This is a genomic window from Gillisia xinjiangensis (assembly GCF_046298265.1).
In the GTDB taxonomy this organism is placed as follows: domain Bacteria; phylum Bacteroidota; class Bacteroidia; order Flavobacteriales; family Flavobacteriaceae; genus Gillisia; species Gillisia xinjiangensis.
In genome coordinates this window covers 496105-512480 of sequence record NZ_JBKAHK010000003.1, presented here as the reverse complement: position 1 = coordinate 512480, position 16376 = coordinate 496105, and the positions used below count along the sequence as shown (strand labels likewise).

The window sequence follows — 16376 nt, the reverse complement described above, 5'->3', positions numbered from 1 at the left end:
TTTCAATTGTCTGTGAATACGGAACTAGATCAACAATTTATATAGCGTTGACTCTTTGGAAGAAAATCGCAGAAACCTTATGGGAGTAGCGGTCGCAATTGATTCTCCGGAAGTATTTATCGGAAAAATATTGAAACAACCCGTCAAAACGATAATGGATCTTTGAAAGGCTTGAATTGAGGTTCAGATGGAAAAAAAAGAACTGAATCTATCAAATTAACCCAGATCGTTCCGGCCATAGACGAAGATAAAATTTTTAAAGTATGAGCCTTGAGATTAAATGAGTGCAATGAAGGCCTGAGGCTGTTCATTTAAATTCAAGGAAATAAGTGATAATCCGGAACAGATGACCAAAGAAACCAGTATTTACGAATTGACAAAAGATCTTGAGGCTGGGCTCACCTTCTTAAACCGATTAATTTTAAAATTTAAATAGGACAATTTATCCTAATTCTTTATAAATGAGCAAAAATAAAATAATTCCTGTTCTAACAACAGTTTTACCCCTGGTTACTTTTGCACAGGGATCATCAACAATTACAACCGATAATTGGGAAACAAGCCCCGGTATAATTGGCACCTTTGTTTTAATCACTATTGTATTGGTGGTGGCCATTATAATTTTGTTAGCGAGGTTCAATTCGTATTTATCGTCGTTTAAAGACAAGCGCAGCAAACAACTACACACTGCTTTTAGTGAAGAAATAATTGGGCTGAATGAAGATGAAATTGACGAAATTCTTATCCGCAGGAAAGAAGGATTAAAATATAAACTCTCAGGGAAGGAACTTGGCAGTGATTATGTGGCAATAGATGAAAAAGGAAGGATTGAGGAGGTGACCAATAATCCTGACAGTCCCTTTTTTGATGAAAAGAAGAAATCCAAATTTTTTGTCGAAACTCCAGAAAAACTAAAAGAAGTTGTAATATATTATTTGGGAGCTTCTGTTTTTTGGTTAATTTTTGGAACTCTGGTTGGACAATATCTTGGCATGAAATTTATTTGGCCGGAAATGGATACAATTTCCTGGTTATCTTTTGGCCGGTTGAGGCCTGTTCACACAAATACAGTTTTCTGGGGCTGGGCTTCTTTAGCGATGATTGGCCTGGCATATTTTGTAATTGCCCGTACTTCCAACACTGCTATTCACAGTTATAAATGGGCGAAAATTGCCTGGTGGTTCCTCAATATTTCGGTTGTAATTGGAAATATTTTCTTGATGAGCGGCATCAATAATGGTGGTGGGGAATACAGGGAATATATTTGGCCGGTAATGTTGTTGTTTGCCATAGGACTTATAATCACTTTTTTTAATTTTTATAAAACTGTAGCTAAGCGCAAGATTTCTGAAATCTATATCTCCAACTGGTTTATTCTCGCCTCATTAATCTGGACGATTGTTCTGGTAATTATTGGATATTTCCCCACTTTTCAGGATGGATTGGGGGAAACAATTATCCAGGGCTATTATATGCACCAGGGCGTTGGAATGTGGTTTATGGCATTTACCCTTGGTTTAATTTATTATTATCTACCCTCTGCGCTCAACAAACCCATTTATTCCTATTCGCTTGGAGTTTTGGCGTTCTGGACCCAGATGGTTTTTTATACACTTATTGGAACACACCACTTCGTTTTTAGTCCGTTACCCTGGTGGCTACAAACAGTCGCAATTGTTTTTAGCGCCGGTATGTTGATTCCGGTTATTGCAGGAACCACAAATTTCCTGATGACCATGAAGGGAAGCTGGAGCCATATTTCCAAAAGCTATGTGCTGCCATTCTTTTTGGTGGGTGTAATTTTCTACTTTGTAGGTTCTGGACAGGGAACTTTCCAGGCATTCAGGTTTACAAATTATGTATGGCATTTCACCGATTTTAATGTGGCCCACTCGCATATGACGATGTATGGCATTATCACATTTGTTTTGTGGGCCTGTATATATTCTATTTTGCCAAAACTGACCGGAAAAGAACCACCGCAGGTTTTGGTTGGAGCTCATTTCTGGATGGCATTTATAGGTTTATTCGCTTATATGATTTCCCTGATGGCCGGTGGAACTATGAAAGGATTGAGCTGGATAGATGGAAATCCATTTATTGAATCGGTTATTTTAATGAAAGAATATTGGGTATGGCGTGCCGTTGGTGGTTCACTGATGTTTTTATCCCACCTGGTTTTTGCGTATAATTTTTATTATATGATAAAAAAAGACAAACCAGTTAGCCTTCAATCACAGGAAAAAGAATTAGAAACTACAACTATTTAAATTTACAAATCAATGTTGAATTTTCATAAAGACCATAAAAAATTAGTTCTTACTGCGCTGATAGCTTTTGTAATTCTCAGCCTTGTGATTGCCGTGCTTCCTGCCTCACAGATGCAGGATGTACAGCCACTCCCGGACCAGAAAGACCTTACAATATCTGAAAGGGAAGGTTTGCACGTCTACGTTTCCGAAAATTGCATGGCCTGCCATACCCAGCAAGTACGAAGTATAGAAATGGACAATGTATGGGGCGAACGACCATCCATTCCTTCCGACTATTATTACAGCAAAGAACGTATGGATGTTTGGCGCCAATCCCCTTCCTTGTTGGGTAGTGAACGAACTGGGCCGGATTTAACCAATGTTGGAAAACGTCAACCTGGAAAAGAGTGGCATTTACTTCATTTATATAACCCGAGAATTGTGGTAAAAGAATCGGTGATGCCCGGTTACCCCTGGTTATTTGAAGAAAAACACAGCACAAGAATAACTGCTGAAGATATCGTTGTTCCGCTTCCTGCAGAATACATCAGTAAAAAAGGGAATAAAATGATAGCTACAGAAAAAGCCATGTTCCTGGTATCCTATCTTCAATCCTTATCACAAGCGCCAATGCCTGGAATTTCCCCCGATTTCATTCCTTCAATTTACAAAGATGAAGCAGAAACAAGTGGCGTCGGAAAAAATTCACTGGACGGGGAGAAGTTATATGCCCAAACCTGTGCCGCGTGCCACCAGGCAACCGGTTTAGGACTCGCCGGTGCATTCCCTCCCCTTGCCGGAAGTGCTATGGTGCAGGATGAAGACTATGAATTGTTCATAAAAGTCATTCTTCAAGGCTATGATGCCCGAAGTGAATACGGACAGATGCCGGGTTTTGCGGCACAACTCAGCGATGAGGAAATCGCAGCTATCGCCACTCATGAACGCAGAAGCTGGGGCAACGATGCATCTGAGATTTTAGCAGAAGATGTTAAAAAAATAAGGGATTATGTAATGGAATTAAATCAATAAAAATGAAGAAAACAACACTTGTAACCTTTATCATGTTGGTGGCATATCAAATTACGTTCGCCTGCGAGGTTTGTAAAAACAATCAACCAAAAGGATTAGAAAACATTACTCACGGAGCCGGACCAACCGGTACCCTGGACTATATCATTACCTGGACTGCCGTTGTTATTGTAAGTGTAACTCTTTTTTACAGCGTTAAATACCTGGTAAAACCAAAAGAAAACAATCCCGATCACATTAAAAACAGCATACTAAATGACGAGATCTAAACCAGTGGAAGACAATAGGATCATAAAAGTGTTTCTGGATGACGAAATCAGGCCTTTTGCCGAGTTTGAATCCCCTGTTAAATTTGTTTTGGACACCACTAAAATCCCGGACGGGAAACATGTGCTTAAAATAATCGCAAAAACTTCTTCCGGGGTAGAGGGTGTAAGAACTATTCCTTTTGAAGTTCAAAATGGTCCTAAGATTTCCGTAATAGGTCTTTCAAAAAATGAAAAGGTAGATACCCAGGTTTCTATAACCATCAATGCGTACGGCAGTGAAACCAATGACGAATTCGTTATAAAGGGTTCTGAAACCCCAAAATCGATCCCGGCCTGGGTTTGGGCACTTCTAATTTTGTTTTTTGCTTTTGCCCTGTTCTATGTGATTATGTACTGGAGCCCTGAATTTTATAAATCATCTTTTTAAAAAATGAAGAACGAAATTCTAAGCATAACCGACGTTAAACAATTAGTGGATACTTTTTATGAAAAGGTAAGGAAAGATGAGCTTTTAAGTCCAATTTTCAATAATGTGATCAAAGAAAACTGGCCTGAACACCTCGAAAAGCTGTACCGTTTTTGGCAAACAATTTTACTGAAGGAACATACCTATTTTGGCAGTCCTTTTGTTCCCCACGTCAACCTTCCGGTTGAGAAGGAACATTTTGACCGCTGGCTTCAGTTGTTTTTCAGCAATATAGACGATCAATTTAAAGGGGAAAAAGCGGAAGAAGCGAAATGGCGGGCCCAAAAAATGGCTGAGATGTTTCAAATGAAAATTGAAATGTATAAAAACAGTAATTCGAATCCATTGAAGTGAAGCGTGGATCGTTTAAAATAAGAATTCAAAAACCAATAATAAAATTCATTTCAAATAAGAGAAAATGATTATTACAAAAGATAAATTTATCGGAAAAATTGTTACGGAAGATTACCGTACCGCGCAAATATTTAAAAATCACAAGATCGATTTTTGTTGCCAGGGTAACAGAAGTATTGAAACTGTGTGCGAGAAAAAAAGCTTTACCAGTGAAGATTTGATTGGGGAAATTGAAGCGCTGCAGCAAAAACAGGAAACTTCCAACGATTACAAATCCTGGCCGCTTGATCTTTTAGCCGATTACATCGAGAAAAAACACCATCGCTATGTGGTAGAAGGTTTTAAGGTGTTGATCCCTTATTTGAATAAGCTGTGCAAAGTACACGGAGAAAATCATCCTGAATTATTTGAGATCACCAAGGAATTTAAAGAATCGGCTGCAGAATTGGGTTCACATATGGAAAAAGAGGAACAAGTTCTGTTTCCATTTATCCGAACTCTGGTTCAGGCAAAACAGGAAAATTCTGAAATTGAGAAGCCTCATTTTGGAACGGTAGAAAATCCGGTAGAAATGATGATGCAGGATCACGAAGCTGAAGGGGCACGCTTCCGAAAAATTGCCGATTTAACCAATAATTACACCCCGCCAGAAGACGCCTGCAATACCTACAGGGTGAGTTTTGCCCTGTTGAACGAATTTGAACAGGATCTACATCTTCATATTCACCTTGAAAACAATATTTTATTTCCAAAAGCAATCGCCCTGGAGAAAGAATTAAACGGGTAAAGTTTTAACTATCAAACCATTCAGATTAATGTCCGGTATATAAATATTGCCGGACATTGATTTGTTTAAAAATTGAATAAATTTTTATAATAACTATGAAATCAGAAAAAAAACTTTGGATTGCATTTGGTCTTGTAATGAGTATTTCATTTGCGGTATTACTTTATTACGGATATGAAATTTATCAACAGGCACCACCAATTCCCGAAAATGTTGTAACCACTGAAGGTGAGGTATTATTTTCCGGACAGGACATCAAAGACGGCCAGAATGTATGGCAAAGCATGGGTGGCCAGGAAGTTGGCACCATTTGGGGACATGGCGCATACGTAGCTCCGGATTGGACAGCAGATTGGCTACACCGGGAAGCTGTTTTTATATTAAATAAATTTGCCCAGGCCGATTTTAATAAAGACTATGAAGCTGTTTCAGAAGAACAACAGGCTTCCCTCAAGATCCGTTTGCAAAAAGATCTAAGGACCAATACCTATAATTCCACAACCGGGGAGATAACAATTTCACAAAACCGGGCCGAAGCCGTTGCTCATTTGAGCAATTATTATAAAAGCTTGTTTACAGACGATCCCGCTTTTGATAAATTGCGTTCAGATTATGCGATCCCTAAAAACGCCATAAAAGGCGATGCCAGAATGGATCAAATGAGTGCATTTTTCTTCTGGGCAACCTGGGCTACCGTTACCGAGCGTCCATTTAGCAATGTATCCTATACCCATAACTGGCCATCAGATGAACTTGTTGGCAATGTTCCAACAACAGACCTGATGGTTTGGTCTGGTGTAAGTATTATTCTGCTTATTCTATGTATCGGAATTTTAGTATTCTATCACGTTAAATCCGGGGAAGACGAAAGTATTCCTGCTCCTACCGAGGATCCTTTACTAAAAGAAGGGATGACACCCTCTATGCATCTCATCAAAAAATACTTTTGGGTCGTGACCTTGCTTATGGTATTGCAAATGGTACTGGGGATTATAACCGCGCATTACGGTGTGGAAGGAAATGGTTTTTATGGTTTTCCCTTAGACGAATACCTGCCATATGCAGTAACACGAACCTGGCATACACAACTAGCCATTTTCTGGATAGCCACTGCCTGGTTGGCCACAGGACTTTATATAGCGCCAGCTGTTTCGGGAAAAGACCCCAAATTCCAGTCATTTGGTGTAAACTTTCTGTTTTTCGCACTTTTGATTATTGTAGTAGGATCTATGATCGGACAATGGTTTGGTGTTATGCAAAAAATGGATCTGGTAAGCAATTTCTGGTTCGGACATCAGGGTTATGAATACGTGGATCTTGGTCGCTTCTGGCAGATATTCCTGTTAGTAGGACTGATATTGTGGCTGGCATTGATGGTTCGCCCGTTGCTTCCAATTTTAAAACGAAAAACTGAGGAGAAAAACCTTATCATCATGTTCCTGATTTCCTGTACGGCGATTGCTTTGTTTTACGGAGCCGGCCTTATGTGGGGAAGACAAACCAATTTGGCTATTGCCGAATATTGGAGATGGTGGGTAGTTCACCTTTGGGTTGAAGGCTTCTTTGAAGTTTTTGCTACTGTGGTTATCGCATTTCTTTTTGTGCGCTTAGGCCTTTTAAAAACCAAAACAGCTACTTTAAATGTGCTTTTGGCAACCATTATATTTATGTCTGGTGGGATTTTGGGAACCTTTCACCATTTATATTTCTCGGGAACTCCAAAAGCAATTATGGCCATAGGCGCAACCTTCAGTGCATTGGAAGTGGTTCCATTGACATTAATAGGGTATGAAGCCTATCATAATTATAAATTATCCAAAGCCACCAAATGGATCAAAGACTACAAGTGGCCTATCTATTTTATGATCGCTGTGGCTTTTTGGAATTTCCTTGGCGCCGGTATCTTCGGATTTATTATCAATCCACCAATAGCCTTGTATTATGTTCAAGGACTGAATACAACGCCACTCCACTCTCATACTGCGCTATTTGGAGTATACGGAATGCTGGGAATTGGTTTGATGCTTTTTGTATTGAGAAGTTTATACCGAAATGTTTCCTGGAATGAAAAACTATTAAAAATCACATTTTGGTCACTTAACATCGGATTATTGGCAATGGCCTTATTAAGCCTGCTGCCAATGGGGATCTGGCAGGCAATTGCAAGTATAGAACATGGAATGTGGTATGCCCGTTCTTCTGAATTGATGCAGGACCCGGATATGATCACCTTAAAATGGCTGCGTACCATAGGGGATGTTATTTTCGCGGTAGGAATGCTTACCCTTTGCTGGTTTGTATTTGATTTGACACTGAAAAATAAAAACAAGCAACCCAACACATCAAAAATTAATAAGGGAATTTCAAAAGAAAAACTAGAAATAAAAGAACCGGTTGAAGTATAACATTTGAACAGGAAAAATTTTGCAAAGAATTTTTCCTGTTCATTTTTAATTAGAATTTATGTATCTCACGAAAACCACATCCGGAAAATTATTTGATTCGATTATTTTTAGGAGCAACCTTTTGTTTTAAATCTTTGGCATAACTATGCCTGAAAATATCGCTGCCTCCATTTTTATCAATATTCCAAATTGATGCTATTACCTTCTTAATCCTTGTTGGTTTTATTTGTAAGCAAAAACAGAATCAGAAATCAGTTTACAAATTTAAACATCAAAAAAGATGCCTATATCCTTTTTGAATTATTCTTATATTTGAAAAATAATTAAGACTTTGAACAGGATCATATGATAAGTAAAAGCTGTAAATACGCCATAAGAGCAGCTGTTTTTATCGCTGCCCAGGCCGCGAAGAATGTTAAACCGGGCGTTAAGGAAATCGCTGAAGAAATAGAAGCTCCTCAGGCTTTTACAGCTAAAATCCTGCAAAGTCTCAGTAAATATAAGATCGTTACTTCCCTTAAAGGTCCATACGGTGGATTTTATTGTGAAGATTACCAACTCGATCTCCCTGTAATTGACATTGTAAACGCAATAGACGGAGTAGCTGTTTTTAAAGAATGCGTGATGGGCTTGCATAACTGTACAGATGAACATCCCTGCCCAATGCACTTCAAATATGCCGAAGACAGGAACAACTTATTGCTGTCCTTTCAACATACTACCCTCGGGAATCTTGCCCGGGATCTTTCCGCAGGGAATGTCTATCTGAAAAATTAAAATCGAATTTGAAGAATGGGGAATTATGTTTTGGCAGATTTTTAAATCGAGATTCTATTTCTGCCTAAATCAAGGAGTTCAACTGCAACTATTCTCTAAGTTTTCCTGAACACTTAAACCTATACTGCTATTAATTGTTTTATATCGGATAAACTTGTCCGTTATAGTTTTTATTGCCTATCTTTGTGATATTCTAAAATTAAACAATATGCAAACTAAAAATTTAAAATCGAAGACAGGAAAAAGGGGGTTGTTAATTACTCTATTAGCCCTGGGATTATGGATGCTTCCGCAGAGCGCTTTTGCCCATTGCGATTCTTATGATGGCCCTGTGGTCAAGGATGCGTTAAAAGCACTGGAAAATAATGATCCGGATTTGGTAATGAAATGGATAGACACAAAACACGAAAAAGAGATCACAGATTTATTTTCTAAAACAATAAAATATAAATCTGCTGATAAAGAGGTTTATGATCTTTTGGAAAAACATTTTCTTGAAACTCTTGTCAGAGTTCACAGGGAAGGGGAAGGGGAGCCATACACGGGATTAAAACCTGCGGGAACCACCAAGCGAATAATCCAACTCACCGATATTGCTCTGGAAGAGGATGATTTTGAAGGATTTCTCTTAAAATTCAATGGACATGTAGAAAAAATCCTTAAAGAGAAATACGATAAAGTGGCACAACTTAAAAAAGTGAAAGACCAATCTGTTCAAAAAGGAAGGGAGTATGTTGCAGCGTATGTTGCTTACACTCATACCATAGAAAAAATGCACGATATCCTGGTACATACCGGCGATGCACATGATGCACATTAAATAGGAATTAAATTAATTTTTTTAAATATTTTCATTTTTCCGAATTCCTGGTATGCAGCAGATGTTTAAGGATTTTTGAAGTAGGAATAAAATTATGGAACACAGGATAAATTATTCGAAAATAGGGTTAAAGGCAATTAAGGGTTTGCAGGAACTTGACAATTATGTGGAAAGTTCAGGCCTGGAGAAGTCGCTTATTGAATTGATAAGACTGCGTACCTCGCAGATCAATGCTTGTAATTATTGTGTGAGCTTACAGACGGAAGAGGCCATGCAATCTGGAGAAAACCGGGACCGTATTGATAATGTGAGCTCCTGGAGGAAGAAAGATATCTACAGTGATAGAGAAAAAGCCGCCCTGGCCTGGACTGAAGCTCTTACCCTGATAGCTCAGAATGAGATTTCAGATGAATTCTACGGGGAGGTGCGCGGATATTTTGATGAACAGGAGCTAATAACCTTAACGATTGCCATCAATGGGATTAACAGCTGGAACAGGCTGGCCATAAGTTTCAGGACTCTTGAAAAGGCAAAAGAACAATTTTAATAAAAAACTTTGATGGAACCTGAAAAAAAAAGAAAAGTCGTTGTGATAGGTGGAGGTTTTGCTGGGCTTGCCACGGTAAATGCTATGAAGGGCGCCAATGTGGAAATTACCGTTATAGATAAAAGCAACCACCATTTATTTCAGCCATTATTATACCAGGTAGCCACTGCTGCGTTATCTCCGGGAGATATTGCAGCTCCTATCCGGGCCATTTTTGGAAAAAATAAAAAGATAAGGGTAATCCTTGGAGAGGTAAATAAAATCGATACTGAAGCAAAGAAACTTTACCTGGTTAACGAAATAACCAATTATTCCTGATACACCCATAAAGGCTGGTAGCCCGAAAATATATACTATCAATTAATAATAACATTTTAAGAGAAAAACAGAATCTTTTTACGCATTTAACCCTAAAATTTTTTAAACATGAATACACACATTTTAACAGTAACAATGGTTTTTATAATGTCCCTAACAGGGATTAATTTTACAGAAACAGAAATTATAAGCCCCGTAGATCTTGAAGTTACCGCACCGGTGAGAACAATTACTCTTAATTCAAATGATCAGATGAAATTTGATAAAACAGAGATAAGGGTAAAAGCAGGAGAAAAGATAAAACTAACTCTAAATCATACCGGTAAGTTTGCCAAAAACGTAATGGGGCATAATTTTGTACTTTTAGAAAAAGGAACAGATGTTGCAAAATTTGCAACGGCAGCTATGAATAATAAAGCTACTGAATACATTCCTGCAAACGGAGTATTGGCACACACAAAACTAATTGGAGGAGGAGAATCTACCACAGTTGAATTCACAGTGCCGGCAAAAGGTACTTATGACTTTATTTGCAGTTTTCCCGGGCATTATGCCATGATGAAAGGGAAATTTATAGTAGAATAAGATCTCTCTTATAGTATTAATTACCCCAGGCGGTAGCTATTGTTTCTGGTTTTCTGGTAAAACCCAAATATAAGATTCAGAATAGAAAATTGAAAATCATGGAAAAACCAAAACCTATTAAACGCAGTAAAAGTATTCAGCCTCTAAGCAGGGATCATCACCATAGTTTATTACTATGCTGGAAGATTAGAAAAGGATTTCTCAAAGGTGTGGCTCCGGAAAGGATGAAGAAATATACCGACTGGTTTTTTGAAGATCATGTACTTCCTCATTTTGAAATTGAGGAGAAATATCTTTATCCTGTTTTGGGTGAGGAAAATGAATTGGTCCAAAAAGCACTGGCAGAACACAGGCGCTTAAAGCGATTATTTGAAGATAAGAAGGACCTGGTAAAATCTCTCGGTTTAATAGAAGAAGAGTTAGAGCTTCATATAAGATTTGAAGAAAGAGAATTGTTCAACGAAATTCAAAAGAAAGCAACCGAAGAGGAATTGGCTGTAATTGCTGGAAAACATAAAGATGAAAAATTCCAGGAGAATACAGAAGATGAATTTTGGAAGTGAATTGAATGTTAATTTATTGATTATAATTATGGAAACCGAAAAAGAACTTTATCCACCAGCCACCCCCGAAATGTCTAAAAAGCGCGCAGACCTTGCGCCAGAGATCGCAGAAGCTTTCAGGAACTTTAGCAGGACAGTTTTTAAGGCAGGAGTTCTGGATGAGAAAACCAAACAATTGATCGCTGTGGCAGTTGCACATGTTACCCAGTGTCCTTATTGTATTAAAAGTCACACCCAGGTTGCTTTGAAAAAAGGAGCCACAAATGAAGAGCTTATGGAAGCGATATGGGTAGCTTCTGAAATGCGTGCGGGTGCGGCATATGCCCACTCTGCAATAGCCATTCAGGAAATGGAGATAACAGAATAACATTAAATCTAAATATGGAATTAACATCTAAAACAGCAATTGTAACAGGTGCAAGTCGGGGTCTTGGAAAAGCAGTCGCGAGTGCCCTTGTGGAGAAGGGGGCAACCGTTTATGGCATCGCCCGCGACAAACGGAGCCTGGAAAGTTTGCAAGAGGATCTTGGGAGAAACTTTTTTCCTGTGGCACTTGATATTACCTCAGAAAATGACGTTTCTGAATGGATTACCCATAATTTTTCTAAAGAGAAAATTCCTGATATTTTAATAAATAATGCTGGAGCAGGATATTTCGAAAAAATTGAATACCTGCCTTCCGAGAAATGGCATCAAATGATCAATACTAATCTTAATGCTGTGTTTTACTTTACCACCGGTATTGTTCCTTTTATGAAATCCTCTAAAAACAGCAGTCACATCATCAATATAGGATCCATTCTGGGTAAAACCAGTTCCCCTGCAAAGCATGCTTACAGTGCGACTAAATATGCGCTACAGGGATTTAGTGAGAGTTTGTTCAAAGAACTTCGAGGAGATAATATTAAAGTAAGCCTTGTAAATCCCGGATCTATAAACACAGATTTTTTCGAAGAATCCGGAATAGAAGGTAATGATAAAATGTTGAGCCCGGAAGACCTGGCTTCAACCATAATCCATATTCTGGAAACGCCTGATAATATACTTATAGATGAAATAACCATTAGGCCGTTGAATTCCTAGTAAGTTGTAGTACTATCCAGTGTGGAATAAAAAACAAGAATCATAAGTTATAGTTAACCAGGCCAATTGGTGTAGGGGCTATGGTTATATTTCGATATCCGAATGAATTCGAAAGTTTGTTTAGATATAAAAAGTCCTACAGAGGTTCATGGAAAATTCAGCAAAAATGATTTACTGAATATCCCGGGAGACACCGGGCCTGTTACAAACTACATTTCTACCGATGAAAATGGTTGGCAAAACTCCCACTAGTACCAAACAGATGTCATAGTAGTAGCCTAAGGTAATTGGGCTATACGTAAGCCTTACCACATTTTGCTTAAAACAGAATTCCCGGAAAACGGATTCCCATCCATTTATTACTGCTTGGCACGGAAATTAACATTGCCCGGACACCTGGAATTTCAATAAAAGAAGAACATCATTTTTTTGAACCCTAAAGGACATTTGTATTTATCCCGGTTATTGATATTTTAAATTGTTCCAGTTCAGCTAGTAGTTCATTTCTACCGTTTTTAAAAACATCCTTTTTTTCTGTGAACAAATGCTGGTAATAAGTTATCCCTTCCAAAAGATTGGATTTGAATTTTTCCAGTTTTTTCTTCTGTGGAGCAGAAGGTTCTTCCAAAAAATCCTCAATTTGATTTTGAAAATAAGCGGGAATAGATCCTTAATTTTTCAGGAATAAAAAAATGAACAATCAATGATCAAACAGGATAGTTAGTAGATTTCCGAATATAGATCCCTTTAAAAATTAAGTTTAATGAGTAATTTACTGATTTTGGTCATTTTTTGCAGATGATAGATCAAATAGCTTCGCAAAAATCTTAATCCTTGCTAATTTATTGAGCTGATGAATGTCCTGATCCTCACAGATTTTTCGGAAGTTGCCGAAAATGCCGGCAATTACGCCTTGCAGTTCCTTAAAGAGGTTCCTGTGAATTTTTACCTGCTCAACATTGAATTGTTCAATTCAGGTGGCCGGGCACAAGTTGGCGTAACGGGAGGAAAAGAATTGGCATTGGAAAAACTGAAAACAAGGGTTGAGGAACTTCAAAAATCAACGACTAATAAGGAACATAATTTTGCTTTTTTTTATTCAGAAAATAACCTTGTTGATGCCACCCGGAAATTTGCCGAAGAAAAGAAGGTTGATCTTATCGTAATGGGAGCTGTTCGCAGTAGCTGCTCAGAAAATACAATGCTGGGCAATCACACTTACGAGATAATCAAAAAAGTGAAATGCAATCTTCTGGCAGTACCTGAAAACAGCCAATATAAGGAACCGGAAAAGATATTGATCCCTATAGATCGTACGGCTTCTCTGGACGGCGGAATGTTTCGGTTCCTGGATCATCCCGGAATGGTTAAAAATGCAAGTGTTTCGGTTATGGAAATCGTGGACAGCCTAAATTCTTCAAATTCTGTGCTGGAGCCGGGAAAAGGTCTTTTAAGTCAGCTTAATAACGTGTGTGTAGAGGTAGTCCAGGTAAAAAATTCTGATATTTACAAAAAAGACCTGTTAAAGAAGATGCAGAAAAAATTTGATATTATTGTGATATTAGGAAAAAATATTAGGGTGTGCGACCTGCTCTTACATACAGAACAGGGGATTTATACCAGTATTAGCAATAAGCTTCCCATCCTGATGCTCCATAAATAATTCGCCCTTTTCAATTTTCAATTTTTATTCCGAAGTTCTTTTTGAACCTGTCAAATCGCCTTTTTTCAGGTTGAATGTATTTTTCTTATTTTTCCCTAATCCGAAACACCCGAATGGATAAGAATAAAAATTACTGTCATTACAGAAAATGAAAATAACCAATTTAAAAATGGAAAAATTCAACCGCAAAAAGCATTGGGAGGATATTTACCACACCAAAGAATTTAAAGATGTTAGCTGGTTTCAATCTACACCTGAAACTTCCCTTAATTTTTTCAAAGAATTTAAGGTGCCTCCAACAGCCAAAATAATTGACGTTGGCGGTGGTGATAGTTTTTTAGTAGATCATTTACTCGATCTGGGCTATGAAGATATTACGGTCCTTGATGTTTCAGAGGCAGCAATTGAAAGAGCAAAGCAACGGCTTGGTGGCCGGGCCGGGAACGTGAAATGGATATTAGCCGACGCGGCAAAATTCAAACCTGATGAAAAATATGATTTCTGGCATGATCGTGCAGCTTTTCATTTTTTAACAGAAGAACAGGAAATCAAAAGTTATATGGAGACAGTTAAACAAAATCTTACCCTGAACGGTATTTTAGTCATCGGAACATTTTCTGAAGAAGGACCTGAAAAATGTAGCGGAATAAAGATCAAACAATATTCGGAAACGACTCTGACTGAATTGGTCGAGCCGATTTTGGAGAAAATTAAATGTATTACAACAGATCACAAAACCCCACTAGGTACAGTTCAGAATTTTGTTTTTTGCAGTTTCCAAAAATCGAAAAAAACCTGATCAAACCGATGCACGTATCTGTCTTTCCAGGTTTTTTCCTTTAAATCTTTATAATGCCAACAAAGATAAAATTCCAATTTAAATGGATCACCTTTGTATAGCTCCTGTTATCGCCCAAGAATTTTTCTTATCACTATTTCTTACAGTCAGGTTAAAATTAATTTCAATGTCATCTTTGATTATAATCAACCCAAAAGTTTTTGAATGGGCTGAGATTAAAATCGGTGATATTAAGTTTTCCTATAAGATGCTGATACCCATTTTTTGTGGTTTACCAGTCCCGGTAACCGTTTGAGATCTCTGCTATAAGATCCTGCCCTCGGCAATGGCAGAATTGGCGTTGATCAGGTTCAGCTTTTTCAGCTCCAGTTCAATTTCAGGGAATTAATCCCAATCCAGTAGCCGTTTTTCGCCTTCTATGTTTTTGATATCAGTAATATCCTGGGACATTTCAATTACCCCTTTATAATTTTTTTGATCATCCCGGACGGCAAAATACCTGATGTAAATAAGGCGCCCTTTAAAATTAATCCAGAATGATGATTCACTTTTGTTTCCTTTTCTAAATTCCTCCAGGATCTTTAATACCGTACCAACACTTTTTGGAGGATGGCAGAATTTTACTTCCCGGCCAATGATACCTGCACTTCTGGGGAATACCCGTTCCTCTCCGCGATTGTAAAATATCACTTTGTCATTTTCATCTACATACGTGATGTCCAACGGCATGGTTTTGAGAAGCAAATTCACCTGTTCCACAGTCATATAACCTTCATCATAGTGAGCCGTATTCTCAAGGGAAAAGGAAAGTTCTCTCTTGGTAAAATCCTGACTGGGATGGATATATTCCTCTTTGGGAAACGCCGGTGGATTCTGCGGTAGCATCCAGCCTATTTCCTCTTCCCCCGCACGTACTTTTATCCAGTCTTCTTCTGTAAGTATTTTTAGAGCGTTTGGAAACAGGGTAGTTTCTTCAGCTAGTAATAATCGAAAAATGCCACTGATGAGATAGTGCATATCCTGTTCAACTTCTTCAAATTCCCTTGCTTCTATTTTCTTTCGCAACATTCTAAATTGCTCTCTTAAAGTATCGTGAAAGGACCACATACCCTGAGACGGACCATTCCAACCCCTTTTTTCCAAAAAAGGGAATAGTTGATTTTCCTTTCGCTCAAAACGTCTTTCAACAGATTGCAGCTGATTGAAAACATTGTAGAATTTCTGGTATTCAGCTTTGGGATCTGTAGCTTTTAATTCCTCTAGGAGTGAAGTAATTATTGTTTTTTCCTGAAAATATATGCTTACCGGATGTCCTTCAGGAAGGGTGGAAGGATCAATTGTTTCATTCATTTTAATAATCTTTGATTTTTGCAAAGAAAGATTTCTGAATCAATAAATTATATGATCGGGATCACATAATAGGGTTTCATTTAAAAAACTTCAACAGTTATTTTTGATAGAAAATGTTATAATTGCAGGCAATCCAGATTTTATTATTTTGCCGATATTTAGCTTTTGCGTGGTTTTCTAAATTTGATTTTTTGATTGATCCTATTTTCAATCTGTATCACAATTATGAGGAAGATAATATTCCGCTCATCCAGCAGTATAGGTCCAGGGCATTACAGGTGTCAGTTTTCGTTTATAAATTCAATT

General features: G+C 37.9%; 20 protein-coding genes. 18 read left to right on the top strand and 2 right to left on the bottom strand.

Features of this window, described 5'->3' with window-relative positions; all coding sequences use genetic code 11:
- Window positions 1–461 precede the first annotated feature (461 nt).
- From ACKGJN_RS07375 to ACKGJN_RS07300, 16 genes are all read left to right on the top strand, one after another.
- Window positions 462–2270: a cbb3-type cytochrome c oxidase subunit I gene (locus ACKGJN_RS07375; protein WP_409538815.1), complete on the top strand. Its 1809-nt coding sequence runs from the start codon at window positions 462–464 to the stop codon at window positions 2268–2270.
- 12 nt (window positions 2271–2282) lie between these two features.
- Window positions 2283–3284, top strand: coding sequence for a cbb3-type cytochrome c oxidase subunit II (locus ACKGJN_RS07370; RefSeq protein ID WP_409538814.1), 1002 nt, complete (start codon window positions 2283–2285; stop codon window positions 3282–3284).
- A gap of 2 nt (window positions 3285–3286) precedes the next feature.
- Window positions 3287–3553: a hypothetical protein gene (locus tag ACKGJN_RS07365; RefSeq protein ID WP_409538813.1), complete on the top strand. Its 267-nt coding sequence runs from the start codon at window positions 3287–3289 to the stop codon at window positions 3551–3553.
- Window positions 3540–3980 (top strand): cytochrome C, encoded by a 441-nt coding sequence (locus ACKGJN_RS07360; protein WP_409538812.1) that lies wholly within the window; start codon window positions 3540–3542, stop codon window positions 3978–3980. The genes ACKGJN_RS07365 and ACKGJN_RS07360 overlap by 14 nt, the downstream gene beginning before the upstream one ends.
- A 3-nt stretch (window positions 3981–3983) precedes the next feature.
- Window positions 3984–4373 (top strand): group III truncated hemoglobin, encoded by a 390-nt coding sequence (locus ACKGJN_RS07355; protein WP_409538811.1) that lies wholly within the window; start codon window positions 3984–3986, stop codon window positions 4371–4373.
- A gap of 64 nt (window positions 4374–4437) precedes the next feature.
- Complete coding sequence (ric, locus tag ACKGJN_RS07350; RefSeq protein ID WP_409538810.1) at window positions 4438–5160, top strand: iron-sulfur cluster repair di-iron protein; 723 nt, start codon at window positions 4438–4440, stop codon at window positions 5158–5160.
- 95 nt (window positions 5161–5255) lie between these two features.
- Complete coding sequence (locus ACKGJN_RS07345; RefSeq protein WP_409538809.1) at window positions 5256–7565, top strand: nitric-oxide reductase large subunit; 2310 nt, start codon at window positions 5256–5258, stop codon at window positions 7563–7565.
- Window positions 7566–7910: 345 nt separating this feature from the next.
- The gene (locus ACKGJN_RS07340) at window positions 7911–8342 is read left to right on the top strand and encodes an RrF2 family transcriptional regulator (protein WP_409538808.1); all 432 of its coding nucleotides are present in this window, start codon (window positions 7911–7913) and stop codon (window positions 8340–8342) included.
- Window positions 8343–8550: 208 nt separating this feature from the next.
- Window positions 8551–9162: a DUF6448 family protein gene (locus ACKGJN_RS07335; RefSeq protein WP_409538807.1), complete on the top strand. Its 612-nt coding sequence runs from the start codon at window positions 8551–8553 to the stop codon at window positions 9160–9162.
- Window positions 9163–9256: 94 nt separating this feature from the next.
- Complete coding sequence (locus ACKGJN_RS07330; protein WP_409538806.1) at window positions 9257–9709, top strand: carboxymuconolactone decarboxylase family protein; 453 nt, start codon at window positions 9257–9259, stop codon at window positions 9707–9709.
- Window positions 9710–9721: 12 nt separating this feature from the next.
- Window positions 9722–10027: an FAD-dependent oxidoreductase gene (locus tag ACKGJN_RS07325; protein WP_409538805.1), complete on the top strand. Its 306-nt coding sequence runs from the start codon at window positions 9722–9724 to the stop codon at window positions 10025–10027.
- 108 nt (window positions 10028–10135) lie between these two features.
- Window positions 10136–10612, top strand: a complete 477-nt coding sequence (gene azu, locus ACKGJN_RS07320; protein ID WP_409538804.1) for an azurin — start codon at window positions 10136–10138, stop codon at window positions 10610–10612.
- A gap of 98 nt (window positions 10613–10710) precedes the next feature.
- Window positions 10711–11175, top strand: coding sequence for a hemerythrin domain-containing protein (locus ACKGJN_RS07315; protein WP_409538803.1), 465 nt, complete (start codon window positions 10711–10713; stop codon window positions 11173–11175).
- A complete protein-coding gene (locus ACKGJN_RS07310; protein WP_409538802.1) occupies window positions 11132–11542 on the top strand; it encodes a carboxymuconolactone decarboxylase family protein in 411 nt (136 codons plus the stop codon). Before ACKGJN_RS07315 ends, ACKGJN_RS07310 begins: the two co-directional genes overlap by 44 nt.
- A gap of 14 nt (window positions 11543–11556) precedes the next feature.
- Complete coding sequence (locus tag ACKGJN_RS07305) at window positions 11557–12258, top strand: SDR family oxidoreductase (protein ID WP_409538801.1); 702 nt, start codon at window positions 11557–11559, stop codon at window positions 12256–12258.
- A gap of 102 nt (window positions 12259–12360) precedes the next feature.
- The gene (locus tag ACKGJN_RS07300) at window positions 12361–12510 is read left to right on the top strand and encodes a hypothetical protein (protein WP_409538800.1); all 150 of its coding nucleotides are present in this window, start codon (window positions 12361–12363) and stop codon (window positions 12508–12510) included.
- Between the two features lie 184 nt (window positions 12511–12694).
- On the opposite strand, the gene ACKGJN_RS07295 is transcribed toward ACKGJN_RS07300, so the two are convergent.
- Entirely contained in the window at window positions 12695–12886 is a 192-nt protein-coding gene (locus tag ACKGJN_RS07295) for a hypothetical protein (protein WP_409538799.1), read from the bottom strand.
- A gap of 225 nt (window positions 12887–13111) precedes the next feature.
- Here ACKGJN_RS07295 and ACKGJN_RS07290 point away from each other — a divergent pair, with 225 nt between their 5' ends.
- Together ACKGJN_RS07290 and ACKGJN_RS07285 are read left to right on the top strand one after the other, a co-directional pair.
- Window positions 13112–13921: a universal stress protein gene (locus ACKGJN_RS07290; protein WP_409538797.1), complete on the top strand. Its 810-nt coding sequence runs from the start codon at window positions 13112–13114 to the stop codon at window positions 13919–13921.
- Window positions 13922–14090: 169 nt separating this feature from the next.
- Complete coding sequence (locus ACKGJN_RS07285) at window positions 14091–14720, top strand: class I SAM-dependent methyltransferase (protein ID WP_409538796.1); 630 nt, start codon at window positions 14091–14093, stop codon at window positions 14718–14720.
- Between the two features lie 384 nt (window positions 14721–15104).
- Here ACKGJN_RS07285 and ACKGJN_RS07280 read toward each other — a convergent pair whose 3' ends face one another.
- Complete coding sequence (locus tag ACKGJN_RS07280; RefSeq protein ID WP_409538795.1) at window positions 15105–16070, bottom strand: DUF438 domain-containing protein; 966 nt, start codon at window positions 16068–16070, stop codon at window positions 15105–15107.
- Window positions 16071–16376 lie beyond the last annotated feature (306 nt).